Annotated in this window: 24 protein-coding genes; 1 reads left to right on the top strand and 23 read right to left on the bottom strand. The window is 62.6% G+C overall.

Annotation, left to right across the window (positions count from 1 at the left end; genetic code table 11):
• Window positions 1–13: 13 nt before the first annotated feature.
• From AC2EBU_RS12100 to AC2EBU_RS12060, 9 genes are read right to left on the bottom strand one after another with little or no spacing between them, the layout of a single operon-like run.
• On the bottom strand, window positions 14–634 hold the full coding sequence (locus AC2EBU_RS12100) for a pseudaminic acid biosynthesis-associated methylase (protein WP_484610679.1): 621 nt from the start codon (window positions 632–634) through the stop codon (window positions 14–16).
• A complete protein-coding gene (locus AC2EBU_RS12095; RefSeq protein WP_484610678.1) occupies window positions 631–1,389 on the bottom strand; it encodes a cytidylyltransferase domain-containing protein in 759 nt (252 codons plus the stop codon). Before AC2EBU_RS12095 ends, AC2EBU_RS12100 begins: the two co-directional genes overlap by 4 nt.
• Window positions 1,386–2,585, bottom strand: a complete 1,200-nt coding sequence (gene pseC / locus AC2EBU_RS12090; RefSeq protein WP_484610677.1) for a UDP-4-amino-4,6-dideoxy-N-acetyl-beta-L-altrosamine transaminase — start codon at window positions 2,583–2,585, stop codon at window positions 1,386–1,388. Before pseC ends, AC2EBU_RS12095 begins: the two co-directional genes overlap by 4 nt.
• On the bottom strand, window positions 2,582–3,580 hold the full coding sequence (gene pseB, locus AC2EBU_RS12085) for a UDP-N-acetylglucosamine 4,6-dehydratase (inverting) (RefSeq protein ID WP_484610676.1): 999 nt from the start codon (window positions 3,578–3,580) through the stop codon (window positions 2,582–2,584). Before pseB ends, pseC begins: the two co-directional genes overlap by 4 nt.
• Window positions 3,581–3,610: 30 nt before the next feature.
• Window positions 3,611–4,897, bottom strand: a complete 1,287-nt coding sequence (locus AC2EBU_RS12080) for a UDP-N-acetylglucosamine 2-epimerase (protein WP_484610675.1) — start codon at window positions 4,895–4,897, stop codon at window positions 3,611–3,613.
• Window positions 4,894–6,690, bottom strand: a complete 1,797-nt coding sequence (asnB, locus tag AC2EBU_RS12075; protein ID WP_484610674.1) for an asparagine synthase (glutamine-hydrolyzing) — start codon at window positions 6,688–6,690, stop codon at window positions 4,894–4,896. The genes AC2EBU_RS12080 and asnB overlap by 4 nt, the downstream gene beginning before the upstream one ends.
• Before the next feature lies 1 nt (window position 6,691).
• Complete coding sequence (locus AC2EBU_RS12070; protein WP_484610673.1) at window positions 6,692–7,246, bottom strand: sugar transferase; 555 nt, start codon at window positions 7,244–7,246, stop codon at window positions 6,692–6,694.
• A complete protein-coding gene (locus tag AC2EBU_RS12065; protein WP_484610672.1) occupies window positions 7,243–8,073 on the bottom strand; it encodes an aldolase/citrate lyase family protein in 831 nt (276 codons plus the stop codon). Before AC2EBU_RS12065 ends, AC2EBU_RS12070 begins: the two co-directional genes overlap by 4 nt.
• 12 nt (window positions 8,074–8,085) lie before the next feature.
• Complete coding sequence (locus AC2EBU_RS12060; protein WP_484610671.1) at window positions 8,086–9,582, bottom strand: lipid II flippase MurJ; 1,497 nt, start codon at window positions 9,580–9,582, stop codon at window positions 8,086–8,088.
• A 139-nt stretch (window positions 9,583–9,721) separates the two neighbouring features.
• Here AC2EBU_RS12060 and lysS point away from each other — a divergent pair, with 139 nt between their 5' ends.
• Window positions 9,722–11,287 carry a lysine--tRNA ligase gene (lysS, locus tag AC2EBU_RS12055; RefSeq protein ID WP_484610670.1) on the top strand — a complete coding sequence of 522 codons (1,566 nt, stop codon included), beginning with the start codon at window positions 9,722–9,724 and terminating at the stop codon, window positions 11,285–11,287.
• A gap of 28 nt (window positions 11,288–11,315) precedes the next feature.
• On the opposite strand, the gene AC2EBU_RS12050 is transcribed toward lysS, so the two are convergent.
• From AC2EBU_RS12050 to rpoE, 14 genes are all read right to left on the bottom strand, one after another.
• Entirely contained in the window at window positions 11,316–11,618 is a 303-nt protein-coding gene (locus AC2EBU_RS12050; protein WP_484610669.1) for a hypothetical protein, read from the bottom strand.
• Between the two features lie 116 nt (window positions 11,619–11,734).
• Window positions 11,735–12,832, bottom strand: coding sequence for a beta-N-acetylhexosaminidase (nagZ, locus tag AC2EBU_RS12045; protein ID WP_484610668.1), 1,098 nt, complete (start codon window positions 12,830–12,832; stop codon window positions 11,735–11,737).
• A 79-nt stretch (window positions 12,833–12,911) separates the two neighbouring features.
• The gene (acpS, locus tag AC2EBU_RS12040; RefSeq protein ID WP_484610667.1) at window positions 12,912–13,304 is read right to left on the bottom strand and encodes a holo-ACP synthase; all 393 of its coding nucleotides are present in this window, start codon (window positions 13,302–13,304) and stop codon (window positions 12,912–12,914) included.
• Window positions 13,301–14,050 (bottom strand): pyridoxine 5'-phosphate synthase, encoded by a 750-nt coding sequence (locus tag AC2EBU_RS12035; RefSeq protein ID WP_484610666.1) that lies wholly within the window; start codon window positions 14,048–14,050, stop codon window positions 13,301–13,303. Before AC2EBU_RS12035 ends, acpS begins: the two co-directional genes overlap by 4 nt.
• Complete coding sequence (gene recO, locus AC2EBU_RS12030) at window positions 14,050–14,793, bottom strand: DNA repair protein RecO (RefSeq protein ID WP_484610665.1); 744 nt, start codon at window positions 14,791–14,793, stop codon at window positions 14,050–14,052. The genes AC2EBU_RS12035 and recO overlap by 1 nt, the downstream gene beginning before the upstream one ends.
• A gap of 35 nt (window positions 14,794–14,828) precedes the next feature.
• A complete protein-coding gene (gene era / locus AC2EBU_RS12025) occupies window positions 14,829–15,848 on the bottom strand; it encodes a GTPase Era (protein ID WP_484610664.1) in 1,020 nt (339 codons plus the stop codon).
• On the bottom strand, window positions 15,845–16,537 hold the full coding sequence (gene rnc / locus AC2EBU_RS12020; RefSeq protein WP_484610663.1) for a ribonuclease III: 693 nt from the start codon (window positions 16,535–16,537) through the stop codon (window positions 15,845–15,847). Before rnc ends, era begins: the two co-directional genes overlap by 4 nt.
• On the bottom strand, window positions 16,534–16,887 hold the full coding sequence (locus AC2EBU_RS12015; protein WP_484610662.1) for a DUF4845 domain-containing protein: 354 nt from the start codon (window positions 16,885–16,887) through the stop codon (window positions 16,534–16,536). Before AC2EBU_RS12015 ends, rnc begins: the two co-directional genes overlap by 4 nt.
• A gap of 26 nt (window positions 16,888–16,913) precedes the next feature.
• The gene (lepB, locus tag AC2EBU_RS12010; RefSeq protein WP_484610661.1) at window positions 16,914–17,879 is read right to left on the bottom strand and encodes a signal peptidase I; all 966 of its coding nucleotides are present in this window, start codon (window positions 17,877–17,879) and stop codon (window positions 16,914–16,916) included.
• On the bottom strand, window positions 17,879–19,687 hold the full coding sequence (gene lepA, locus AC2EBU_RS12005) for a translation elongation factor 4 (RefSeq protein WP_484610660.1): 1,809 nt from the start codon (window positions 19,685–19,687) through the stop codon (window positions 17,879–17,881). Before lepA ends, lepB begins: the two co-directional genes overlap by 1 nt.
• A 248-nt stretch (window positions 19,688–19,935) precedes the next feature.
• On the bottom strand, window positions 19,936–21,411 hold the full coding sequence (locus AC2EBU_RS12000; RefSeq protein ID WP_484610659.1) for a DegQ family serine endoprotease: 1,476 nt from the start codon (window positions 21,409–21,411) through the stop codon (window positions 19,936–19,938).
• A 55-nt stretch (window positions 21,412–21,466) separates the two neighbouring features.
• Entirely contained in the window at window positions 21,467–22,501 is a 1,035-nt protein-coding gene (locus AC2EBU_RS11995; protein ID WP_484610658.1) for a MucB/RseB C-terminal domain-containing protein, read from the bottom strand.
• Window positions 22,502–22,530: 29 nt separating this feature from the next.
• The gene (locus AC2EBU_RS11990; protein WP_484610657.1) at window positions 22,531–23,118 is read right to left on the bottom strand and encodes an RseA family anti-sigma factor; all 588 of its coding nucleotides are present in this window, start codon (window positions 23,116–23,118) and stop codon (window positions 22,531–22,533) included.
• 50 nt (window positions 23,119–23,168) lie between these two features.
• Entirely contained in the window at window positions 23,169–23,798 is a 630-nt protein-coding gene (gene rpoE, locus AC2EBU_RS11985; RefSeq protein WP_484610918.1) for an RNA polymerase sigma factor RpoE, read from the bottom strand.
• Between the last annotated feature and the right edge of the window lie 206 nt (window positions 23,799–24,004).

The raw sequence follows: 24,004 nt of genomic DNA, 5'->3' as shown, positions 1-24,004 counted from the left end.
TCTTGAAAAAGGTTCAGCGCTTTTCCATCAGGAACCAGGTGATGTCGTCCTGCGGGAAGTTGGGGTCGCGGCGGTAGGCAAAGCCATAGTCCACCAGCTGCAGCTGCGGGTGGCGGTCCATGAGTTCGCCCGCGAAGTCGCGCTTGAACAGGCGGTCGCTGTGGCCGCGGTAGGGAATGGCCACCGGCGCCGGGTTGTAGTACTCGGCCACCATCAGGTAGCGGCCACAGGCGGCGACCAGTTTGTCGTAGACCTGCGGCAGCACCTCGGGGTTGATGTGGATGAGCACGCCCTTGATGAGCGTCAGGTCCCACTGGCGCGCGGGCGCAAAGTCCAGGATGGAGCTGTGGTGCACGTTCGCGGGTGGGATGACCTCGCCGAGCTGTTTCGCCGCTTCGGCATTGATCTCGATGGCGTGCGCGTCGATGCCGGGGTGCAGCAGCTTGAGCGCCTTGAGGTTCATGCCGATGTTGGCGCCAAATTCGATGCAGCTTTTGATGCCACGCGCCTGGCGCAGGGACTTGCCGAAGAAGTCGAGGTTGGAGGCCAGCAGCGCATCGCCCTGGTTGCGCTGGATGTACTCGGTGCCGAAATCGCCGGCCCAGAAGGCTTCCTGCTCGGTCTTGAAGGTCATGGTTTGGTCTCCTGTGCGGTCTGTGATTCGGTGGCCGGCTTCTGCCGGATGTGCTGGTTGATCGCGATCCAGTCCGGATGGGCGTCAAGCACGGCGAGGATGTCGTTTTGCGTGAAGTGGGGTCGTGCCGGATGCAGCGCCTCGAACAGGCGGCGGACCAGTTCGTAGTCTTCTGGCGTGTCCACCGTCCAGCGGTGGTGGCTCAGGTCCACCGGACTGGTGACGTTGCGCAGGCGGTAACGCTCGGGGTGCGCGTAGAGGAAGGGTGTGACGTGCTCGCGTTCGGCGGGCAGCGTGGCCTCGGCGTGGGCCTGAGCGAGTGCAGCGGCGCTGAACACCTCCACCGCCATGCCATAGGGCCAGGTGGGCGGCAACATGTTGGAGACGCAGTCGCTGTCGCTTTCTTGGAAAACCGCGATCACCTGGTCGATCAGCGTCGGGTCGATCACCGGGCAGTCGGAGGTGATGCGCACCACTACGTCGGCCCCGTGCAAGCGGGCCGCATCGGCGTAGCGCGAGAGCACGTCGAGTTCGCTGCCGCGGTGGCAGGGCACGTTCAGTTGTGCGCACAGCGTGGCAATCGGTTCGTCGGTGGCGTTGGTGGTGGTCGCGATGACGATGGCATCGGCACGCTGTACCCGGCGCAGCCGCTCCACCAGTCTCGTCAGCATGGGCTCACCGGCCAGCGGCAGCAGCACCTTGCCCGGCAAGCGGGTGGAGGTCATGCGCGCCTGCACTATGATGAGCGTCTTCATGCCCTCAACGCTTTTTTCAACTCGGCCACAACGTAGTCCTGCTGTGCGTCGGTGAGCGTGGGGTACAGCGGGATCGAGATCGCCCCCCCATAGTAGGCCTCGGCCGCTGGGAACTCTCCCGGCCGGAAGCCGCGCGCGCGGTAGAACGGCTGGGTATGGATGGGGATGTAGTGCACGTTGACCGCGATGTTCGCATCCCACAGGCGCTTGAATACGGTTGCGCGTGATGCCGCGCCATCACGCGGCAGGACCTCGATCACATACAGGTGCCAGGACGAACGCGCCGTGGCCGTGGCCGAGGGCGCACGCGCCGGGAGCTTGAGCGGCAGGCCCGCCAGCAACCGGTCGTAGCGGTCGGCCAGCCGCTCGCGCGCAGCACGGAACCTATCGAGCCTCTGCAGCTGCGACCAGCCCAGCGCCGACTGGATGTCGGTCAGGCGGTAGTTGAAGCCAAGCGTGGCCTGTTCGTAATACCAAGGGCCGGGCATCGGGCCTTCAAGCACCATTTCGTCCGGTGTGCGAGTGATGCCGTGCGAGCGCAGCAGCTGCAGGCGGCGAGCCAGCGTGGCGTCCTGCGTGGCGACGATGCCGCCCTCGCCGGTGGTGATGATCTTGACCGGGTGGAAGCTGAACACGCTGGCATCGGCATATCGACTGCCGATGGGCTGGCCTTCGTAGCTCGCACCCACGGCGTGGGAGGCATCTTCCAGCAGCTTGAAACCGTAGCGATCAGCCAGCGCGCGCATGGGGGCCAGATCGCATGCCAGACCGGAAAAGTGCACCGGGATCACGATGGCCGGCAGGCGGCCCTCGCGATCGGCCGATTCCAGTTTGGCGATCAGGGCGGGCACGCTCATGTTGCGCGTGTCCGGGTCGATGTCCACGAAATCCACGTCCGCGCCACAGTAAAGCGCGCAGTTGGCCGAGGCGACAAAGCTGTTCGGGCTGGTCCAGACGGTCTTGCCCGGCCCGGCCCCCAGCGCCAGACAGGCGATGTGTAGGCCCGCCGTGGCATTGGCCACACCGACCGCATAGGCCACGCCATGGCGATCCGCAAAGGCCTGCTCGAATCGCGGTCCGGCGGGCCCTTGGGTCAGCCATCCGGAAGTCAGCACGTCCTGGACAGCCCTCAGATCGTCATCGTTGATGGATTGGGTCGCGTAAGGAATCATCTGCGTGGCCATCGCTAAGGTCATAGGTGTCCGATCTTGTCCCTGTTCCGAACGATCCAGGCTTGCAGTTCCTCGACTGACATCCACTCCGCATTGGTGTCGCTGGCATAGGTGAAGCCCTCTGGCACTTTGTTGCCATCCTTGATCCGCTTGAAATCTTCATGCCAACTGTGGATCGCCGGCAGTATCTTGAAGTGCTCCGGGTACTCGAAGGTGTAGTGGGCATCTTCGGCGCCAATCATCTGCTCGTGCAGCTTTTCGCCAGGACGGATGCCGACTATCTCATGCCGGCCATCCGGATCGACCGCCCGCGCAATGTCGGTCACCTTCATCGACGGTATCTTCTTCACGTAGATCTCGCCGCCTTCCATGTCCTCGAAAGCGTGCCAGACCAGTTCCACGCCCTGTTCCAGCGTGATCATGAAGCGGGTCATGCGCGCGTCGGTGATGGGCAGCGAGCCTTTGCCCTTCTGCGTGAGGAAGAAGGGGATCACCGAACCGCGCGAGCCCATGACGTTGCCGTAACGCACGACAGAGAACTTGCAGCCGGTCGCGCCCGCGTAGGAGTTGCCAGCCACAAAGAGCTTGTCCGAGGCCAGCTTGGTCGCGCCGTACAGGTTGACCGGGCTGCTGGCCTTGTCCGTGGACAACGCCACCACACCTTTGACGCCGCGATCAATGCAAGCGTCAATGACATTCATCGCCCCGTTGACGTTGGTCTTGACGCATTCAAAGGGGTTGTACTCGGCGGTGGGCACGATCTTGGTCGCCGCCGCATGGACTACAAAATCGACACCGTCCAGCGCCCGGTACATCCGCTCGCGATCGCGCACATCGCCAATGAAAAAACGCACTCGCTCATCGCCGTGATATAGCTTGGCCATCTCCCACTGCTTGATCTCGTCTCGCGAATAGATGATCAGCTTGCGGGGGTTGTAGCGCTTGAGGGTCATGGGCACGAAAGTATTGCCGAACGAGCCCGTACCTCCAGTGATCAGAATGGTTGAATTGTCCAACACGGCAAGCTTACCTTGGTCAGAAAAAAGATTTCAATTGTGTACCACCGGACGCGGGTCAGCCGACAAAGAGCCGCCTGAGGCAACCGCGTGGCAGATGACACCGGCCACTCGCGAGGCTGCGCCACCGTCACCACGATAGCTGGGATCGGTGGGGGAGACGGTGCCAGCAAGCACCCGATCCAGCACCATCGGCAAGTCGGCTGGCGTAGGAGCAGGGGTCGAAACGCGCTCTTTCGCAAGACTGAACCATACGAAAGCTGCAGGTGAATTTTCCACCGATATCACAGGCCGTCCGCCGACCGCAGACTCCAGGCCAACCGTAGAAGTCTGGACGACCACCGCATCAGCAGCCAGGATCAAAGGGTGAATGGGCTCTTTGGGCGGTTCACTGAAGTGAATGCGCGGTTCATCGGGAACCCGTGGATACTGGGTCCAATCACTCGGGTGGTAGCGCACAATCAAGGCAAGATCTTCTCGTTGCCGCACGTGCTCGCGAAGGACGGCCTCGATCTCGAGAGGTAGCACCCGCCCGACCGGAATTGGAGTGGCGGGATGAGCGACTGGCTCCCAATGACCTGCAAACAGGATGGTTCGCAGCCCCTGCCATCCCCGTGCCTCCAAGAAACTTTGGGCCGCCCGCTTGTTCGCCGGGTTGAACAATCCGTCGAACGCCGGATTTCCGGTAACGACAACACCTTTGGGAGGAAAGCCACGTGCGATCAGGCGGTTGCGTACGCCTTCGGAGATGACACAGGTCCAATCAGGCTTCGTCTCGTGCATCACATAGGTGTCGCTGTCCAGGCCAAACAGGTCAATCATGCCTATTGCGGGAATGCCCAGCGCACGCGCCGTATCGAGGGCGGCACGTTCACTGCGAGGCGAATTGGTGGCCACGACCGCGTCGGGCTGCAGGGCGTCCATCACCGCACGCATGAAGTGCAGGGGCCGGAAGCCATATCGGCCCTGCTCGCGGTAGAGGTCGGCTGCCCCCGCCTCGCCGTGCTGCGCAATCAGGTCCAGGTAGTTGATGCCGAGGTAGGCGATGGTTTCTTCGCGCGGCACGTCCGGGCTGGTGTTGCCTTCGGCCAGCCGTTCACCCCAAGCGCGGGCCGCATCAGCATCCACCAGATGCAGCAAGTCCTTATAGCCGAGGGTGTCGGGGCGTACCGCCTTGGCCTTGAGGTGTCCGGTGGTCAGGGCCAGCAGCTGACATTGCACACCGGGCAGCAGCGCTTCCAGCTCGCACATCACCGGCAGCACCATGCCGATGTGGCCACCGCCGTAGCTGACGAACAGGACCTTGGGCGGCTGGCTCATGCGAAAGCGTCCTGATGCCACACCGCCAGCGCCGCCAGCGCCCGCAGTTCCCGCGTGAAATTGCCTCGCCCATCGCGGTGACGGTCCAGCATGGTGGCGACCACGGCCGGCTCGAACATCTCATCGATCAGCGGGCTCTGTGCAAGCGTCCGGCGCAACCAGTCGTGCAATTCGCCCTTGAACCAGTCGCCGATGGGCACGGTGAACATCTGCTTCTTCCGGTAGGCCAGATCTTCGCCGATCAGCGGCACGGCGGCGCGTTTGAACCAGTGTTTCTTGTCACCCTGCGGCGACAGTTTGGTCGCTCCGCGGGAACGGAAGGCGAATTCCATCATCCGCCAGTCCAGGAACGGCGTGCGCGCCTCGATGCTGACGGCCATGCCCATGCGGTCGGGCTTGACCAGGTTGTTGCCGCTCAGCAGCAGTTGCATGTCGAGGTACAGCGCCTGATTCACCCGGTCGAAGTGAGCGGCTTCCTCGAACCAGGGCTTGGCCGCGACCGAGAAACTGTCGATGCCATCCAGCCGCGCCCGAAGCTCCGGCCGGTACAGCGCGGTCTTCGCTGCCGGTGCGAACAGCGAAATGGCATCAAAGTAATGCCGCTGGAAGTCAGCATCCGACAGTGTGAACGCGTCCGACCGCCCGAAAAAAGCGGCGTATTTGTCGTACCCGGCAAACAGCTCGTCGCCGCCATCACCGGTCAGCACCACCTTGACGTGCTTCGCAGCCAGCTCACTGACCCGCAACGTGGGCATGAACGAGGCATCGCCGTGCGGCTGGTCCAGGTGGTGCAACACCAACGGCCAGCGGTCCAGCATGTTGAGTTCGGCGACTTCGCTCGTGTGGTCGCAGCCGAAGCGCCGCGCCGCCTCCATGGCAAAGGCCGACTCGTCATAGCGCGGGCCTTCAAAGCCGATGCAGAAGGTCTTGACCGGCCGGTCCACATGGCGCGCCATCAGGCCGACGACGGTGCTGGAATCGACGCCGCCCGACAGAAAGGCACCAAAAGGAACATCGGCGCGCAGGCGAATGCGGGTGGCGTCGTCCAGCAGCGCCAGGAACTCCTCCGCCCATTCGTCGAACGCGAAGTCCCGCTCGCGTTGGTCGGCCAGGCGCCACCAACGCCGGGTCTGCACCGAGTTGCCTCGCCCGAACCGCATCCAGGTGCCGGGCAACACATGACGAACGCCTTGGTACGCGGTCCACGGAACGGGGACGTAATTGAAGCTCAGGTAGTGGTGAATCGCTTCCAGATCAATAGCAGACTGTGACCGTTTGACGCTGGGTATGGCCCAAAAAGCCTTGATTTCCGACGCGAATAGCATGCGCTGGCCGTCATCGGCCACGTACAGCGGCTTCACGCCGATGCGGTCGCGCGCCAGGTACAGCGCGTCTTCGCGGGCGTCGTCGATGGCGATCGCGAACATGCCGTTCAGTCGTTTCAGGCAGGCAATGCCTTCGCGCTCGTACAGGCGCAGGATGACCTCGGTGTCCGAATGCGTGTCCAGCCGCACGCCTTGCTGCCGCAGTTCGGCCGCCAGTTCGACGTGGTTGAAGATTTCGCCGTTCTGCACCACGGCGATCTGTCCGTCGTCGCTCACGAAGGGCTGGTGGCCGCCCCCGATGTCGATGATGGACAGGCGCCGGTTGCCCACGGCCACGCCGCGTGCCGGGGCGTGGTGGACGCCTTCGTCGTCCGGCCCGCGGTGCACCAGGCTGCGGGCCATGGCGCGCAGGTCGTCGGCCGGCAGCTCGTTGCCGCGGCGATCCCAGTAGCCGAAGATGCCACACATCTCAGTTGGCCCCCTGCCCGCTCAGGCGGCCCAGCGTCCACCAGATGATCCGGGCGTCCAGCCAGAGAGAATGCTCGCGGGCGTAGCGCAGGTCGGCATCCAGCCGCTGTGTGCCTTGCGCGTCTGAGCGGTACAGCGCCTGGGCCAGTCCAGTGATGCCCGGGCGCACGCTGCAACGCAAGGCCCAGTCCGCTTCGGAATACAGGCTGCGCTGCGCCGGCACATCGGGGCGCGGCCCGACCAGGCTCATGTCGCCCAGCAGCACGTTGATCAATTGCGGCAGCTCGTCGATGCTGGTGCGCCGGATGAAGCGGCCGACGCGGGTGATGCGCGGGTCATTGTCGGCCGTGAAGTAGGGTCCGATCGCGGCCGCGTTCTTCACCATGCTGCGGAACTTGTACATGCCAAATTCCCGCCCGCCCCGACCCACGCGGGTCTGACGGAACAGCACGGGCAGGCCGGATTCGGACGCAATGAACAACGCCGTCAGCACCAGCAGGGGGCTCAGCGACAGCAGCGCAATCAGCGCCAGCACCATGTCCAGACACCGCTTCAAGCTGCAGCCTCCGCGGCGGGCGCCAGACGCGTTGCGATACCGGCGATGACGCCCGCAATGCGCACCCGGTCCGCTTCCCGTTGCGCGGCCGATCGTTGGGACAGTTCGAACTCAACCTGGCGCAAGCGGTCCACTTCGGTTTCGAACGGATGCGCCGGCAGGCCCGATGCCGCGGGCCGATGAAACGTCCGCGACAAGATCACTGCCCGCGACCCCAGACGCACATGCTCGGCCAGCACGTCGCGCCCCGGCAGCAGGCCTTCGTCCAGCCGGGCGACGCCGCCAAAACCAAAGCGCAGGCCCTGGCTGCGCGCGGCCGCGGCCACGCCAGCCACGATGCCGCTGGCGAGCGGCTCGAACATGAAGCGCAATCCCAAAGACAGATGCAAGTCATTCAGGCCCACGTAGATCTCGTGCAGGCCGGGAGTAGCGACCCAGTCGTCCAGCGTGGCCAGCGCGCCGGCAGTTTCCAGCAAAGGCACGACGGGCGCCCGTCCGGCCACCAAGGCCGAGAAGGAACGCAACTCATCGGCCGTCGTGAACATCGGCAACATCAGCAGGTCCGCGCCCCGCGCCAGCACCGCATCGACCTCGTCCGCGCTCTGCGGGTTCAACGGATTCACGCGAACCATCAGCGGCGCACGACGGAGCACGTCTTTGATCCGCGCCACGTCGTCCAGCTGGTGCTCGCTGATGAAGGTGTTGCGCCCGGCCTGCCGTTCGGCCTTGCCCAGCCGCTCCAGGTCCACCCACAGCCGCATGCCATCCAGCGCGTCGCAGCGGCGCGCAAACGCGGGGTCGTTGGTGATCTGTATGAGTTCAAGCATGGCTGTCCCGGATTATCGCCGCAGCGCATGGCGCAAGTCGGGACCGGAAAGCAGGCCGATGAACACCACGGCGAATGCGGAAGTGACCGCCAAGGTGAGTCCCGTTGGCGTGTCGACGGCCGGCAAGGCGTGCCTTATCCAGGCGGCAAGCATGACGCCCGACAAGGTCGCTGCCATCAAACGAAGCGGCAGCCAGCGTTTCGCTGCGGAACCCAGGGCGACCAGTACCACCGCAGCAACCGTCACGTAGGCCAGGTTCAGCATCACCATCAGACGTTCACCGTCACCGCCGGCCCAGTTGCCGGCGCCCAACAGCCCGGACAATACGGCTCCATAGGCCAGAGCGGCAAGCCGCATCTTGCCCTGCACCGCCAATACGGTCAGCCCCACCGCGGTGACTGCCTGGGGCAACAAACTCCACGCACCACTTGCGCCCCAAAGGGCAACCCGGCTCAGCGCTGGCGGATCCATGCGGCCCCAGCCGAACAAAAGCGCAGCCAGCGACGGTGCGCCCAAAAAAAGTCCTGCGGCCGCGGCGCAGGCCAAAGTCCAGGCCAGCGCCATGGCAGCCCGGATGGCGGTATCGGCCGCCGCAGACCGGTGTCCCGTGTCAGTGCGGTCCGCCAATGCCCGTGCGATGGCGGGAAACGCGAGTGTGGCGACCAGCTGAATGGCCAGGACCAGCGGCAACTCGATCAGTTTCCACGCGTAGTTGAAGGTCGCCAATGCCCCTTCGCCCGACTGGGAAGCCAATGATCGCGCGACGAAAGGCAGCGCCAGCGGCAGGCCCGCCGACAGCCCCGCCCAAAGCCACACCGATGCGGCGGGCGAGGCGGGCCCGTCCCCTGACACCGGGACCCGGATCGCATCGGTCCCATCGCCCGGAACGACACCGCGCCGCAAGCGCCACGCCTGCCAGAGCAGGCGCAGGCCCATGGCCAGCAGGAAAAAGAGACAAAAAACCCGAAAAGCCCACGTATTTTTGTGCTCTATCGCTATCCAAAGCATTGCACCGATCAACACCCCGTTGACCACCAGGTTGGCGCCGTACATGCCGGCAAAGTCGCGAAGATGCTGCAGCCGGGTGGACCACAGGGCAGCCAATAACGCCAGCGGAAGCGCCAAGGCGCTCCAGATCATGGCCTCAGAGGCCGTTTCACGCAGAGGTTGCGGGACACCCACCGCCAGAATCGACAGCGCTGGGTCACGGCCAAATCCCAGCAAAAGCCCCAGCCCGGCGCCCAACAGCAGCAGCGAGCGCGCCAGCCTGCGCTGGGTTGCCGCCTGTGCGTCCGGTGTCTGGCGCGCCCAATGTGGCAACAACACATAGGCCAGCGCGCCGCTGGCCAATAATCCGGCCACCCAGTCGGGCAGGGTCAACATCAGCACCACCACGTCGCCCAGGCCCGTTGCGCCAAATGCAGCAGCCTGGGCCGATTCGCGCGCGAGACCGAGAATGCGACTCGCCAGCAACAGGGACAGGGACAGCAAACCGGCGCGCAGCAACATGGCGCCGATTATGGATTCAGCCAAAGGATCACTCTTCAGAACCGGGGAGCCGAAAAAACTAAAATCCCCTGTTTCGGCGAATAGTGCCTGTGGCACCGCCTTCTGCTGGCGCCTGCCGCGCCCCTTACCCAGCCTGCCCATGTCCGAGACCACCCCTACCCCAGCCCCCCAGGATGAAAACCAGCTGATCGCCGAGCGCCGCGAAAAGCTCAAGGCACTGCGCGAGGCTCAGGCCCAAGGCAAAGGCGTCGCATTCCCGAACGATTTCAAGCCCGAAGACCATGCCGCCGCATTGCTGGTGGCGCATGGGGACAAACCGGCAGAGGCATTCACCGGCGACAATGCGATCACAGTTACCGCCAAGATCGCCGGCCGGATGATGCTCAAACGGGTGATGGGCAAGGCCAGTTTCGCGACGCTCCAAGACGCCACCGGACGCTTTCAGATTTACGTCACCCGTGATGGCGTCGGCGAAGAAGCCTACACGGCCTTCAAGCACTGGGACCTGGGTGACATCGTGGCGGCAGAAGGCACCCTGTTCAAGACCCGTACGGGCGAGTTGTCGGTACAGACGACCCACATCAGGCTCCTGACAAAAAGCCTGCGTCCCATGCCGGACAAGTTTCACGGCATCCACGACCAGGAGGTCAAGTACCGCCAGCGCTACGTGGATCTGATGACCGACGAGGCGGCCCGCAAGCGCTTTGTCGCCCGCAGCAAAGCCGTCAGTGGCATCCGCGAATTCATGGTCGCGCATGAGTTTCTGGAAGTTGAAACACCCATGCTGCACCCGATCCCGGGCGGGGCCAATGCCAGGCCCTTCGTGACCCACCACAATGCGCTGGAGCAGGAGATGTTCCTGCGCATTGCACCCGAGCTCTACCTCAAGCGCCTGATCGTGGGCGGCTTCGAGCGCGTGTTCGAGATCAACCGCAACTTCCGCAACGAGGGCATCTCGGTCCGGCACAACCCCGAATTCACCATGATGGAGTTCTATGCGGCGTACTGGAACTATCGTGATCTCATGGGGTTTACCGAGCAACTCATCCGCGATGCAGCACTCAAGGCCGTGGGTACGCTGCAGCTGAGTTACCAGGGTCGCGGGGTCGATCTGTCCCAACCCTTTGCGCGCCTGACCATCCGCGAGGCCATCTTCCAGTACACCGAAGCCGGCGCCCATGTGGACGACACCGCCTGGCTGATCAGCGCCCTCAAGAAGCTGGGCAAGACCGACGAGAAGGACAAGCTGTCCACCCGCAGCCTGGCCAGCCTGCAGGTGCTTTACTTTGAAGAAACCGTGGAAGACAAGCTCTGGCAGCCGACCTTCATCATGGAGCACCCCACCGAGATTTCCCCGCTGGCGCGCGCCAACGACGCCCGCCCCGAGGTGACCGAACGCTTTGAGCTCTACATCACCGGCCGCGAATTCGGCAATGGTTTTTCCGAGCTCAATGACGCCGAAGACCAGGCCGCCCGTTTCCACGCCCAGGTGGCGGCCAAGGACGGTGGTGACGACGAAGCCATGTTCTACGACCACGACTTTGTCCGCGCGCTGGAATACGGCATGCCGCCCACCGGCGGCTGCGGCATCGGCATCGACCGCCTGATGATGCTGCTGACCGACAGCCCCAGCATCCGGGACGTCATCCTGTTCCCGGCGCTGCGCCGCGAGCACGACACGCCGGCGCCCCGACGCGAGGCCTGAACGCCCCTTCCCCGCCCCGGGGGGAGTGTCAGGACCGGGGAATGTCGCGGGCTTCGACGTCGGTCACATCGTCCGCTGCGGGCCGGCGGACACCGGTTCGGACCGCGGCCCCGTCGGCAGCAGCCGTCGGGCGCCACCGGCCTTGCCGGCTTCGCACCACACGCCAGGTTTCCCACAGCGCGGGGCGCCGGCCGGTGAGCAGCGCCCGCAACACGACGAACAATGCCACCACCACCCCCGCCGCCAGCAGGCTGAGCGCAAAAACAGCCGCCAGGGCAGCCAGCAGGAATCGCAGCAACAGCGACAGGGTGCGCTGCAGGAGTGTGGACATCAGGATCATCCCTTCCGGCGCGAAAGCGCGCGCCTCGGTGAACAAGGTCTGCAGATGGGGACTGCGCCGCGAATGACCAGCCCCGGCGTCACCCCTGCCCCCAAAAAATCTGCTCCTCAGGGCAACAACGCCAGCGCCTGCTGGTAGGTGGTGCTGCACATCAGCGCATCCCACGGCGCCGGGATGCCGGCCGGCAGCAACGACAGGCGCCGCAGCTCGCTGGCTTCGCGCGCTTGCCAGCGGCCTTTGAGCTGGGCTTCCGCCAGTCCGTCCAGCAGTTCGTCCACCGCCTGGCCGCCGTCCAGGCTCTGGTTGCACAGCAGCACCAGGTCGCAGCCTGCGTCCAGTGCCGCCACCGCCGCTTCGGAGTAGCCCACCTCCCGGCCGTCGATCCGCCGGGCGCCGGCCATCGACAGGTCGTCACTGAAGATGGCCCCGTCAAAACCCAGCTGCCGGCGCAGGATGTCCTCCAGCCAACGGCGCGAGAAACCCGCCGGGCGGCTGTCCACCCGTGGATACACCACATGCGCGGGCATGACACTGGTCAGCACCGAACTGAGCCAGCCATACGGTGCCGCATCATCGGCGAGGATGGCCTTGAGGCTGCGCCGGTCGACCGGAATCTCGGTGTGGGAGTCGGCGCGCACAAAGCCATGCCCCGGGAAATGTTTGCCGCAAGCCGCCATGCCGGCGCGCAGCAGCCCGTGCATCAGGCTTTTGGCCAGCACGGTGACCACCCGCGGGTCGGCATGAAAGGCCCGGTCACCGATCACGCTGCTGCGGGACTGGTCGGTATCGGCCCAGTCCAGGTCCAGCACCGGGGTGAAGCTGAAATCCACGCCACAGGCGCGCAGTTCGGCCGCGAGCACGTAGCCGGCGGCGCTGGCCGCGTTCTGCGCCCGCAGGGCGCCCGAGCCGGCCGCCCCTTTGCCATCGTCCATCCACATCTGTCCGAAAGCCCGCATCGGCGGCAGGTGGGTGAAGCCGTCGGTGCGAAAGCGCTGCACCCGACCGCCTTCATGGTCGACGCAGATCAGCAGATCCTCCCGCACCGCCTTGATCTGGGCGCACAGCTCGGCCAGCTGGGCACGGTGGTGCCAGTTGCGGGCAAACAGGATCAGTCCACCGGTCAACGGGTGGGCCAGACGGCGCCGATCGTCGGCGTTCAACGCCGTGCCGGCGATGTCCAGAATCAGGGGAGCATGCGGGTTCATGGGAATCGAGAACGATAATGATGTCATTTTTGATAGCAAACAATGACCATTTGACGCTGGGTAATGGCCATTTTTATCACTATTTTTGTTCCACCACGCAGAAACTGGCTGCGTAGTCGGTCTCGTCGGTCACGCTGACGTGCGCCACCAGGTTGCGGGCCTCGAACCAGGTCTTCAAACCGCCATGCAGCACGATGGCCGGCTTGCCACTGACCTCTTTGGTGATTTCGCACAGGCGCCAGCTCATGGGCAAACGCATGCCCAGGCCAATCGCCTTGGAAAACGCCTCCTTGGCCGAAAACCGCGTGGCCAGGTAGCGCACACCCCGCTCCGGCCAGCGCACGCTGCGCGCCTGCCACACCGCCAGTTCGCCGTCGCTGAGCACTTTGCGGGGGAAACGGTCGCCGTGCCGCTCCAGGCTGGCGCGGATGCGGCGTACATCGCAGATGTCGGTGCCGATGCCGTAGATCATCGGCCCGCCGCGTCGATGCAGGCCAGATAACCGCGGACGGTGGCCGCATAGCCCTGTTCCAGCGCGTCGGCGATCAGGGCGTGGCCGATCGACACTTCCGCCACACCGGGCACGGCGCGCAGGAAATCGGTCAGGTTGTCCTGGCTCAGATCGTGTCCGGCGTTCACCCCCAGGCCGGCCTCGCGCGCGGCAGCGGCGGCGGCCGCATAGCGCGCCAGCTGCGTGGCCTGTCCCGCATGCCCCCACGCGGCGGCATAGGGCTCGGTGTACAGCTCCACCCGGTCGGCACCGACCGCGCGGACCGCCGCCATCTGTTCGGGCACCGGATCCATGAACAGGCTCACGCGCACCCCCAGCGCGCGGCACTCATGTATCACCGGACGCAGATGCGCGGCATCGTCCGGAAAACTCCAGCCGTGGTCGCTGGTGAACTGGCCCTGGCTGTCCGGCACAAAGGTCACCTGGTGCGGGCGCACCCGGCGCACAAAGTCCATCAGGTTGTGGAAGGGATTGCCCTCGATGTTGTATTCCCGGTCCGGCCAGTCCTGCATCAGCGTGGCGAGATCGAACACGTCCTGCGCCCGGATGTGCCGCTCGTCCGGCCGGGGATGCACGGTGATGCCGTGCGCACCGGCCTGCAGGCACTGCGTCGCCGCGCGGGTGACGGACGGGATGCCCAGATGCCGGGTGTTGCGCACCAGCGCAACCTTGTTGACGTTGACGGAAAGAGCGGTTGTGGTGGCCATCACAGGTTCTGCAGGTCGATCATCATCTGGCGGGTGCGCAGCGTGCCGGTGCCGCAATGGTAGTTCAGCAGCGTGCGCAGCTGGGGGCGAAGGCCGGCGCCGCACGCAGAACACGCACGCAAAGTTGCCGTGTAGGGCGCGCTGTCGTCCAGCGCAGTCTGCAAGGCGCGCCAATCGGTGCCGCTCAGCGTGGCGGAATCATCCGCGTGAGCCTCGCGCAGCCCCCCCTCGGGGACCAGGCAATAGCGCGCCCCATCGTTCAATGGCGCCAAGGTCAAGGTCTGGGAATCGAGCTGGGGCAGGAGGCCAATTTCGCGCAGCAAAAGCAACTCGAACGCACGCAGCGCGGTATGCATCAGATCATCGCCCCCACGGGCAAGCAGCTGAACGGCCGCGCCGTACACGTCGAACAGTGCTGGATGTGGGTCATCCCGGGCCAACAGTCGCATCAGCAATTCGTTGAGGTAGTAGCCTGAAAGCAGGTTGGCACCGGTTGGCATCACCTGGCCGCCCCCCCATTCGACCGATTTCAGGGTGCGAATCTCCGCATCGCCGCCGAAGCTGATCCGAAGCGGCTGCAAGGGCAGCAGCACCGGGCGATAGCTGGAGCTGGGACGCTTGGCACCTTTGGCCACGAGGGCAATGCGTCCGTGTTCGCGTGTGAACACTTCCAGAATAAGGCTGGACTCGCTCCAGTCGTAGCGGTGCAACACATAGGACGGCTCGTCGGAAATCCGCTTCATGGGTGCCTGGTCAGGGTCGTCGCGGACCCCGGCATTCACTCGTAGCCAAAGCTGCGAACCCGGGCATCATCATCGGCCCATCCCGAGCGAACCTTGACCCACAACTCAAGGAACACTTTGCACTCAAGCAGTTTCTCCAGATCCTGGCGCGCCTCGGTCCCGATACGCTTGAGCCGTTCACCCTTCTCGCCGATCACCATCGCTTTGTGACCATCCCGTTCGACCACAATGGTGGCTGCGATACGCAACAGCCGCCCGTGTGCCTTGCTTTTTTCCTCATCGAAACGGTCAATGATCACCGTGGAGGTGTAGGGCAGTTCGTCACCGGTCAAGCGAAACAGCTTCTCGCGAACCAGTTCGCTGGCCAGGAATTTCTCGCTGCGGTCGGTCAGTTCGTCTTCGGCGTACCACCACGGTTGCTGGGGCAGGTATTTGGCGCAGATAGCCAGTAACCGTTCGATATCACCCTTGTTCTTCGCCGACATCGGAACAAATTCGGTGAACGGATGGCGATCCTGCATCTGGCGCAACCAGGGTGCCACATCGGCACGGCGATGCACGGTATCGAGCTTGTTGGCAAGCAGCACCACGGGAGTCCCGGGCTTGAGCAGTGACAGCACTTGCGCATCGGCCGGGCCGAAGTGTCCCGCCTCGACCACAAATAGCACCAAATCGACATCTCCCACCGCACCCAGTACCGTGCGGTTCAGCGATCGGTTGAGGGCGGTGGCATGCCGGGTCTGAAAGCCCGGCGTATCAACAAAAACGAATTGGGGTCCACCCCCTTCGGCGTCGGCCAGCGTGCGAATTCCGGTAATGCGATGCCGTGTGGTCTGCGCTTTGCGCGACGTAATGCTGACCTTCTGCCCCACCAGCGCATTCATCAGGGTCGACTTGCCCACATTGGGTCTGCCGACAATGGCCACCAGCCCACACCGTTGGTTCGCGTTGGCGTCGGCGCCACCCTCGGGCTCCCCAATGATGGAATGAGAACCTTTTCGATCGATACCCTTCGTCAAATCGTCTCCTGTTGCTATATTTTCAGGATCGTTCATCGCTCACCCCGCTGGTGCAGTTGCACAAGCATCGCTTCAGCGGCCGCCTGTTCGGCCGCTCGCCGGGTGGGCCCGCTACCCGGCGCGGACAAAGCCCATTCCTTCACCTCGCAGTGCACATCAAACACCTGCTGGTGCGCGGCGCCCCGGGTCGCCGCAACACGATAGACCGGCAATTGCATTCTGCGCGCCTGCAACCACTCCTGCAGTCCGGTCTTCGCATCCTTGGCTGCAGCGCTCATGCGCGGGGTGATGTCAACCCGCTCGTACAGCCGATGGACCAGGGCACTCGCGGCGTCAAAGCCGGCATCCAGATACACCGCGCCGATGACGGCCTCCAGGGCATCCGCCAAGATGGAGGCGCGCGCCTGCCCGCCCGACCGCAGCTCACCCTCACCCAGGCGCAAATGGGTCGGCAAGCCAAAGTCAAGCGCCAGCTGGTGCAAGGTATCCTGGCGCACCAGTTTCGCGCGCACGCGCGAGAGGTCCCCTTCAGGCAGACTCTGAAGCCGCTGAAACAAAAGGCTGGCAACACCGAGATTGAGGACCGCATCGCCCAGGAACTCCAGGCGTTCATTGTGATCTGCGCTGAAGCTCCTGTGGGTCAATGCCTGTATCAGCAAGCCCGGGTAGCCGAAACGGTGTCCGATACGGGCTTGCAAACCCGCCAGAGAAGCGTCCGCGGTCACTTGGACCGACCGGCGTACTTCATCAGCAGGTAAGCCGGTCCGACCAGATGGATTTCACGGGTGTACTCGAACGCCACCACCACCTTGTCACCTTCCTTGGTGATCTCCAGATCCTGTGCCTTGATCGATGTGATGTTGTCAACGTCCGCTGTCCGCTGAAACAAGTTACGCACTTCACCGACGGTAGACCCTTCCGACGCTTTTCGCACCGCCTTGAGTACCGCCTGATATTCGATGGCCGTCGGCACAATTTGGGCACCGACTACGGCCAGAACGCCCAGCACGGCCGCCACAAACAGCAGGCCGATAAAAGTGATGCCCCTTTGGGCCGCGCGCGAGGCTGAGGTCATATTGCAATCCATCCCGATGAATGTGGTCAGTTGAAGGAGCCGATCCGGCCCAGGTTGCTGAAGTTCATCCAGACGAAAAACGCCTTGCCGACGATGTTGCGGTCCGGCACAAAACCCCAGTAACGCGAATCAAGCGAATTATCGCGGTTGTCGCCCATCATGAAATAGTGGCCCTCGGGCACCTTGCACACCACGCCTTCGATACTGTAGCGGCAGTTCTGCCGGTACGGAAAGTCATCGGTACCCTGGATAAAGGCCGGACGTTCCTTGTCCAGGATGAACCTGTGCGCCGTCGGACCGAGGGCCTCCTGCCCATGCTGGAAGTAGCGCATAACGGATTCGTCGAAGTACTCCGGTAGGACATGAACCGGAACCTCCTTGCCATTGATCGACAGGCGCTTGTTCAGGTAGGCAACCTCATCGCCGGGGACCCCTACGACCCGCTTGATGTAATCCATGCTGGGGCGCGGCGGGTATCGAAAGACCATCACGTCACCCCGCTGCGGAGGGGTGCCACCGGTGATTTTGGTATTGATGACCGGCAGGCGAATGCCGTAAGTGAACTTGTTCACCAGAATCAGGTCGCCGATTTCCAGCGTGGGAATCATCGAGCCGGACGGAATTTTGAACGGCTCGAACAGAAACGATCGCAGCAGGAATACTGCCACGATCACCGGAAACAGCCCCGCGGTCCAGTCCAGCCACCAGGGCTGCGCCAAAATGGCGTTGCTTGCCTGCGTGACATCCCCATCAACCTGGGTTATTCCCATGCGGGAGAGCTCTTCGCGACGCCGCGTATCTTCTGCCAGCAGCGTGTCAGCAGCACGCCGGCGTTGGGGCAGAAAGTAAAGACGCTCGGCGAGCCAATAAAGACCGGTGACAACCGTCGCCAGAAACAACAGCAGGGCGAAATTGCCCTCCAGAAATCCCAGGTACCATGAGCCGGCGTAGCCGACAAATCCCGCCAGGATCATCGCGGTCAAAACTTGCATCAGTCCTCCACTTGCAGTATGGCGAGGAATGCCTCTTGCGGGACCTCTACCGAGCCGATCTGTTTCATGCGCTTTTTGCCCGCCTTCTGCTTTTCAAGCAACTTTCGCTTGCGGGTGATGTCGCCGCCGTAGCATTTCGCCAGCACGTTCTTGCGCAGCGCCTTGATCGTTTCCCGGGCAATGATGTTGGCACCGATCGCCGCCTGGATTGCCACGTCGAACATCTGGCGGCTGATGATCTCGCGCATCTTGGCGGCAACGGCCCGCCCCCGGTACTGCGACTGGCTGCGATGCACGATGATCGAAAGCGCGTCGACCTTTTCGCCGTTGAGCAGGATATCCACCTTGACGACGTCGGAGGCGCGGTACTCCTTGAACTCATAATCCATAGAGGCATAGCCGCGGCTGACCGACTTGAGCTTGTCAAAAAAATCGAGCACGATTTCGCCTAGCGGCAGTTCGTAGGTGAGCATCACCTGCCGCCCGTGGTAGGCCATATTGAGCTGCACGCCGCGTTTCTGATTTGCCAGCGTCATCACCGGGCCCACGTATTCCTGCGGCATGTACAGGTGCACCGTCACAATAGGCTCGCGGATTTCCTGGATGCGTCCCTGTTCCGGCATTTTGGAGGGGTTCTCGACCATGATGACTTCGCCGTCGCCTTTGACAACCTGGTAGACCACACTCGGTGCCGTGGTAATGAGGTCCTGGTCGAACTCCCGTTCGAGACGCTCCTGCACGATTTCCATGTGGAGCAAGCCAAGAAAGCCACAACGGAATCCGAACCCCAAAGCCTGTGAAACCTCGGGCTCGAAATGCAGCGATGCGTCGTTCAGCTTGAGTTTCTCAAGGCTGTCACGCAACGCGTCGTACTGGTTGGCTTCGGTGGGGTACAAGCCGGCGAAAACCTGTGGCTGTATCTCCTTGAATCCGGCAAGCGGCTCGGTTGCAGGCCCCGCGTTATTCGGCAGCTTTTTCTCCAGTGTCACCGTGTCGCCAACTTTGGCCGCCTGGAGCTCCTTGATACCGGCGACGATGTACCCCACCTCTCCGGCCGAGAGGTTGTCCCGGGGTTGATTCGCCGGGGTAAACACGCCGAGACTCCCCGCCTCGTAGGCGGCACCGGTCGCCATCAGCTTGATGCGCTCACCTTTGAGCAGTCGTCCATCGACCACCCGCACCAGCATCACCACACCCACGTAGGTGTCGAACCAGCTGTCGATAATCATGGCGCGCAGAGGGCCATCGGGATTTCCCCTCGGCGCGGGCACCTTGGCGACAATGGATTCCAGAATATCGTCGATACCCATTCCAGTTTTGGCCGAACACGGGATCGCCTCCGAGGCGTCAATTCCGATCACGTCTTCCACTTCGGACTTGGCGTTTTCCGGATCGGCCTGCGGCAAATCCATTTTGTTCAGTACCGGCAACACCTCTACGCCGAGATCCAGCGCCGTGTAGCAATTGGCTACGGTCTGGGCCTCGACACCTTGCGAAGCGTCGACGACAAGCAAAGCTCCCTCACAGGCCGATAGCGAACGGCTCACCTCATAGGAGAAATCGACATGGCCGGGGGTGTCGATCAAATTGAGGTTGTAGACCCCCCCATCACGAGCACGGTATTGGAGGGATGCGGTCTGGGCCTTAATGGTGATCCCGCGCTCTTTCTCGATATCCATGGAATCGAGGACCTGGGCCTGCATTTCACGCTCCTCCAGCCCGCCGCACCGCTGGATCAGGCGATCGGCCAAGGTGGATTTGCCGTGATCAATATGGGCAATGATCGAAAAGTTCCGGATGTGCTTCATCAAACCTGCGCGCGGGGCGACGTGTGTACGGTAACGGGAAACGAAAAAAGGGCGCGCCAGCTTGAGACGCGCCCTGAACCAACAATCTTTGGCAACTGCGAAGGTTGGGACCGCATTGTAGGCAAAAAAAGGTGTCCCGCTCGTGATAGCAGTTTCGAACCCGTGCGCCGGCGGCGTTCTGTTGCGGAGGGGGTCACGCCCCCCCCGCAAGGAAGTCGCACCAATTTGAAGTGTATGAGTCCCCGAATTCAACGCCCAGGCTTCAGAAGGATGAACTGAGCCCATTCGCCTCGGCGGATCAGCAGGTGGACGGGCTTGCCTCGATCGAGCCGGGATGCAATCGCTTCGAAGTCCTTCAAGCTGCCTATTTCGTTATTGGCCACTTGGACAATCACATCACCCTCACGCAGACCGGAACGCGCTGCGATATCGGACACCGCCTCAATGCGAACGCCGCCTTTGATTCGCAGTTCCTTTTTCTGCGTGTCGCTCAGGTCACTCAAGGTCAGCCCCCACGCCTGGCCGGTTGGATTCGGGCGGTTCTTGTCATCCCGTTCCGGGACCTTTCGCGCCTGCTTCTCACCCTCCACTTCGCCGATGGTCACCACCAGTTCCTGCGTCTTGCCGCGGCGGAACACGGTAAGAGTACTGCGGGTTCCGGGTTTGGTGTTGCCGACGAGGCGCGGAAGATCGGAAGCTTTTTCAATGTTTCGACCATCCAGTTTGGTGATGATGTCACCGGCCTCGAGGCCGCCCTTTTCAGCCGGCGAGCCGCTTTCGACACCCCGGACCAGCGCACCATGCGGACGCCCGAGCCCTATGGATTCGGCGATGTCTTTGGACACCTGGTCAATCTGAACACCGATGCGTCCGCGGGTCACCCTCCCACTGGACTTGAGCTGTTCGCCCACACGCATCGCTTCGTCAATCGGGATCGCGAAGGCAATGCCCATGTAACCGCCCGATCGGGAGTAAATCTGGCTGTTGATACCAACCACTTCTCCGCGGAGATTGATCAAAGGCCCTCCGGAGTTTCCCGGATTGATCGCTACATCGGTCTGAATGAAGGGGAGGTATTCGCCGGTATCTCGTTGTTTCGCGCTGACGATACCTGCAGTAACGGTGTTGTCCAAACCAAAAGGAGAGCCAATGGCCACCACCCATTCACCAGCCCTCAATCGACCAACGTCGCCGATCTTGACGGCGGGCAACCCGCTCGATTCGATTTTTACAAGCGCCACATCGGTCCGCTTGTCCGCTCCGACGATTCGCGCTTTGAACTCCCGTTTGTCCGTCAAGGTCACCAGCACTTCATCCGCATCTTCGACAACGTGCGCGTTCGTCATGATGTAGCCATCGGCTGAGAGTATGAATCCTGAGCCAACGCCGCGTGGTCTCGCGTCCTCCTCCTGTGGGCGACCCGATCGCGGGCCGGGCTGGCGGGGCGCATTGGGCAACGGCACACCAAAAAAGCGGCGGAAGAACTCCTGCATTTCATCTTCCGCCGCGCCGCCACCCGACGCCGAGCGGGACTTCTCCAGGGTTCGGATATTCACCACGGAAGGACCGACCTGTTCCACCAAATCAGCAAAGTCAGGCAGTGCCCGCGCACTGGCCACACCCGATTGGGCATGCGCCGACGCCAAGCCCAATGCCAGATTGGCAGTACCGACTGACAAAGCAAGAAGAAAAACGGATACCAGATTTCTTTTCGACAGTTTCATCGTCAACCTTTCAGTCTCATTGGGAAACGAGGATGCAGAGCAAGAAGATGGGGACTCAGGGCCTGCGCACAAGAGCCTTTGCAAATAGTTGCAGAGTCGACAGCGGCACTTCACCTACGGCCGTGATCCACCAGTCATCGGTGCGCTGTCCCCAACTACCGGTTGCGCCCATGACCCGCGCTCCTTCGGTCTGGTGGCGCTGGCGATCATGGGGCTCCATGAAGAGCGAGACCGTCGCCAGCCCATCCGAGAAGGTCCACTGAACAATTGCGGCGCCACTCGGGACAGAGCCGCGTCGATAGCAGCTGACCGGACGAAATCCCGCGACGGGTGTGCGCAGATGCCAACCTTCTTCGGCCGCGGTGGTTGGAGTTTGCGCCAATCTCTCCTGACGATATCCATCTGTCTGGGTCATTTCGCGTGACAGGTGTTCCATACGGACCGGAGCGTTGATTTGCAACTCCGTAAACGCGACCTGTTCCAATGCCTTACCGTCGCCATCGAGTGTTTCTATCCGGAGCATCAAACCGGTGGTTCGTTCGCTCCAGATTCGGTAGCCATACCGTAGCGTGTCTTTCGGGACGATACGAAATCGCTCCGCATCGTGCCCGGCAACCCGCTCGGACCCATCCGACCGAAGCAGGTAATGGTCCGCAATTGTGTGATTTCCGCTTCGCAGCAAGCCCGGGAAAGTGGCGAGCCCCTGCCGCTGCTCGTTACGTACAACCCGCGAGTCCTGCAGAAACGTGACAACCTGTTCATTTCTCCTTATCGTCGTCCGCGGCGCTCCCGTCAACGATTCGATCTTCTCGATCTGTTGGCGCCCGTCGCAGACATGCCAAACCTTTGCTGCCGAAGAACCGCCCCCAGACTGCGTCACCACAACCGTTCCGACGAAGCTGCGCTGCCGTGCTGCTTCATGCAAACGAAGCAACCACTCTCCAATTGAGCGATCACCTTGAGGCGCCGGTTCAGCAGCCTGTACGGCAAGGGCAGGCAGCGTCAGAGCACCCGCCAGCATCCACAACAGCACCATCGAAAGCCGAAGGAAACGACTGCTGGTCCACTGGTAGTAATAAATCGGCGTCATTTCACCTGCAGAAACTGCTGCTACCCGTTTCACCGATGCGTCGAGTCAAAGGCGGCATTACGAACAAAGCCCGCCGGCATCTGAAGTGCCGAAGCCCCGCTGACCTGACGATGAGCGGCCAGCATTTCATCAAGGACCGGATCGCGCAATATCACCGTGCCACCCGATCCAAGTGACGACGACGGGTTGCCTTGGCTGCGTGCAGCTATTTGCGCGCCTTCGCGTAAACCCGGATTTTCTATCGCGGACCACGCCAACGCACCAACTGCCACAAACACAGCCACTCCCGCCACAGCCCGCCAAAGAAACAACGATTCATTCGCTGCGTCCGCTTGCCGATTCCTGCCGGCCTTATCCGGACGCCCGGCAGACCTTTGCTCCAATTCCTGTCGCGCACTTTGGCCACCCGACATGATCTCGACATCGATACGAGCCCGAACCTTTGAAACGAACTGCGGGGTGACAAGTGGCAAGGGCTGGTTTCCCGATTTCAAGGTGTCGCCGATCACGTGGTACGCCTTCCATGACACGAGCGCCCTTTCGTCAGCACAAAGACCAAGGAGCGCATCGTCCAACTCGGCAGGCAAGACGCGACCGTCCATCAGGTCGGACACCATCTGCCCCGGGTCTGCATTCGGGGACGCTCCAGATAATTCCTCAATACCAACTACCATCTTTTTCCCCCTTGGCTTTCCAATAGCGGACGAATCTGCTGCGAAATCGCTTCGCGGGCACGGAAAATCCGCGATCGAACGGTTCCGATCGGACAATTCATCGCGACAGCTATCTCCTCGTAAGTTAAGCCTTCCATTTCACGGAGCACAATGGCTTGACGAATATCCTCGGGTAGAGCATCAAGTGCTTTTTGTACGTGTCGCGCAATTTCTCGTGCGGCATACTCGGTTTCTGGCGTCTCCTGGGTGCTTTGTTCTTCCTGGGGCGAAGAAGTTTCACTTTCTTCGTCCGCTTTGTGGAGCGTGCTCTCGAATACGACCGGATCCCGCCGCAAATCCATCAGTGACTTTTTCGCTGTGTTGACGGCAATTCGGTAGAGCCACGTATAGAACTGTGCATCGCCGCGAAACTGATGCAATGCCCGCCAGGCCCGAACGAAGGTTTCCTGGGCGATGTCTTCCACAAGTTCGGCGTCACGCACAAACCGCCCTATCAGCCGGTGGATGCGCCTCTCGTACTTGACGACCAGCAGATCGAACGCCCGGGTATCCCCGGCCATGGCCAACTCAACCAGACGCGTGTCGGTATCGGTCAGATTGGGGCTAGGTGTTTCGATTGTCAACGGATGGACTGAGTTCTCAAAGGCTTTCCAGATCGGCGGGCCCGCCGCTACGCCTTGATCTGGCCCCCGTGATCCGCCAGAGAACTGGGCGGCGCCGAATATACCGCACAACGCAGCAAATGCCATTTCCCCGAGTCCGAGCCGGAATCCAGCCAGAACCAGCGTGTATTTGTGGGCCACCTGGCCTGCGCGCCGGGTTCGTCATC

The sequence above is a fragment of the Curvibacter sp. T50 genome, from assembly GCF_057219955.1.
The sequence above is the reverse complement of the archived record's forward strand: the minus strand, read 5'-3'. Positions and strand labels throughout refer to the sequence as shown.

Excerpts from the sequence above, each read along its gene's own strand:
- AC2EBU_RS12100 (WP_484610679.1), bottom strand. The coding sequence starts at position 634 with ATGACCTTCAAGACCGAGCAGGAAGCCTTCTGGGCCGGCGATTTCGGC.
- AC2EBU_RS12095 (WP_484610678.1), bottom strand. The coding sequence starts at position 1,389 with ATGAAGACGCTCATCATAGTGCAGGCGCGCATGACCTCCACCCGCTTG.
- pseC (WP_484610677.1), bottom strand. The coding sequence starts at position 2,585 with ATGACCTTAGCGATGGCCACGCAGATGATTCCTTACGCGACCCAATCC.
- AC2EBU_RS12080 (WP_484610675.1), bottom strand. The coding sequence starts at position 4,897 with ATGAGCCAGCCGCCCAAGGTCCTGTTCGTCAGCTACGGCGGTGGCCAC.
- asnB (WP_484610674.1), bottom strand. The coding sequence starts at position 6,690 with ATGTGTGGCATCTTCGGCTACTGGGATCGCCGCGGCAACGAGCTGCCG.
- AC2EBU_RS12065 (WP_484610672.1), bottom strand. The coding sequence starts at position 8,073 with ATGCTTGAACTCATACAGATCACCAACGACCCCGCGTTTGCGCGCCGC.
- AC2EBU_RS12060 (WP_484610671.1), bottom strand. The coding sequence starts at position 9,582 with ATGTTGCTGCGCGCCGGTTTGCTGTCCCTGTCCCTGTTGCTGGCGAGT.
- lysS (WP_484610670.1), top strand. The coding sequence starts at position 9,722 with ATGTCCGAGACCACCCCTACCCCAGCCCCCCAGGATGAAAACCAGCTG.
- AC2EBU_RS12050 (WP_484610669.1), bottom strand. The coding sequence starts at position 11,618 with ATGTCCACACTCCTGCAGCGCACCCTGTCGCTGTTGCTGCGATTCCTG.
- nagZ (WP_484610668.1), bottom strand. The coding sequence starts at position 12,832 with ATGAACCCGCATGCTCCCCTGATTCTGGACATCGCCGGCACGGCGTTG.
- acpS (WP_484610667.1), bottom strand. The coding sequence starts at position 13,304 with ATGATCTACGGCATCGGCACCGACATCTGCGATGTACGCCGCATCCGC.
- AC2EBU_RS12035 (WP_484610666.1), bottom strand. The coding sequence starts at position 14,050 with ATGGCCACCACAACCGCTCTTTCCGTCAACGTCAACAAGGTTGCGCTG.
- recO (WP_484610665.1), bottom strand. The coding sequence starts at position 14,793 with ATGAAGCGGATTTCCGACGAGCCGTCCTATGTGTTGCACCGCTACGAC.
- era (WP_484610664.1), bottom strand. The coding sequence starts at position 15,848 with ATGAACGATCCTGAAAATATAGCAACAGGAGACGATTTGACGAAGGGT.
- AC2EBU_RS12015 (WP_484610662.1), bottom strand. The coding sequence starts at position 16,887 with ATGACCTCAGCCTCGCGCGCGGCCCAAAGGGGCATCACTTTTATCGGC.
- lepB (WP_484610661.1), bottom strand. The coding sequence starts at position 17,879 with ATGCAAGTTTTGACCGCGATGATCCTGGCGGGATTTGTCGGCTACGCC.
- lepA (WP_484610660.1), bottom strand. The coding sequence starts at position 19,687 with ATGAAGCACATCCGGAACTTTTCGATCATTGCCCATATTGATCACGGC.
- AC2EBU_RS12000 (WP_484610659.1), bottom strand. The coding sequence starts at position 21,411 with ATGAAACTGTCGAAAAGAAATCTGGTATCCGTTTTTCTTCTTGCTTTG.
- AC2EBU_RS11995 (WP_484610658.1), bottom strand. The coding sequence starts at position 22,501 with ATGACGCCGATTTATTACTACCAGTGGACCAGCAGTCGTTTCCTTCGG.
- AC2EBU_RS11990 (WP_484610657.1), bottom strand. The coding sequence starts at position 23,118 with ATGGTGTCCGACCTGATGGACGGTCGCGTCTTGCCTGCCGAGTTGGAC.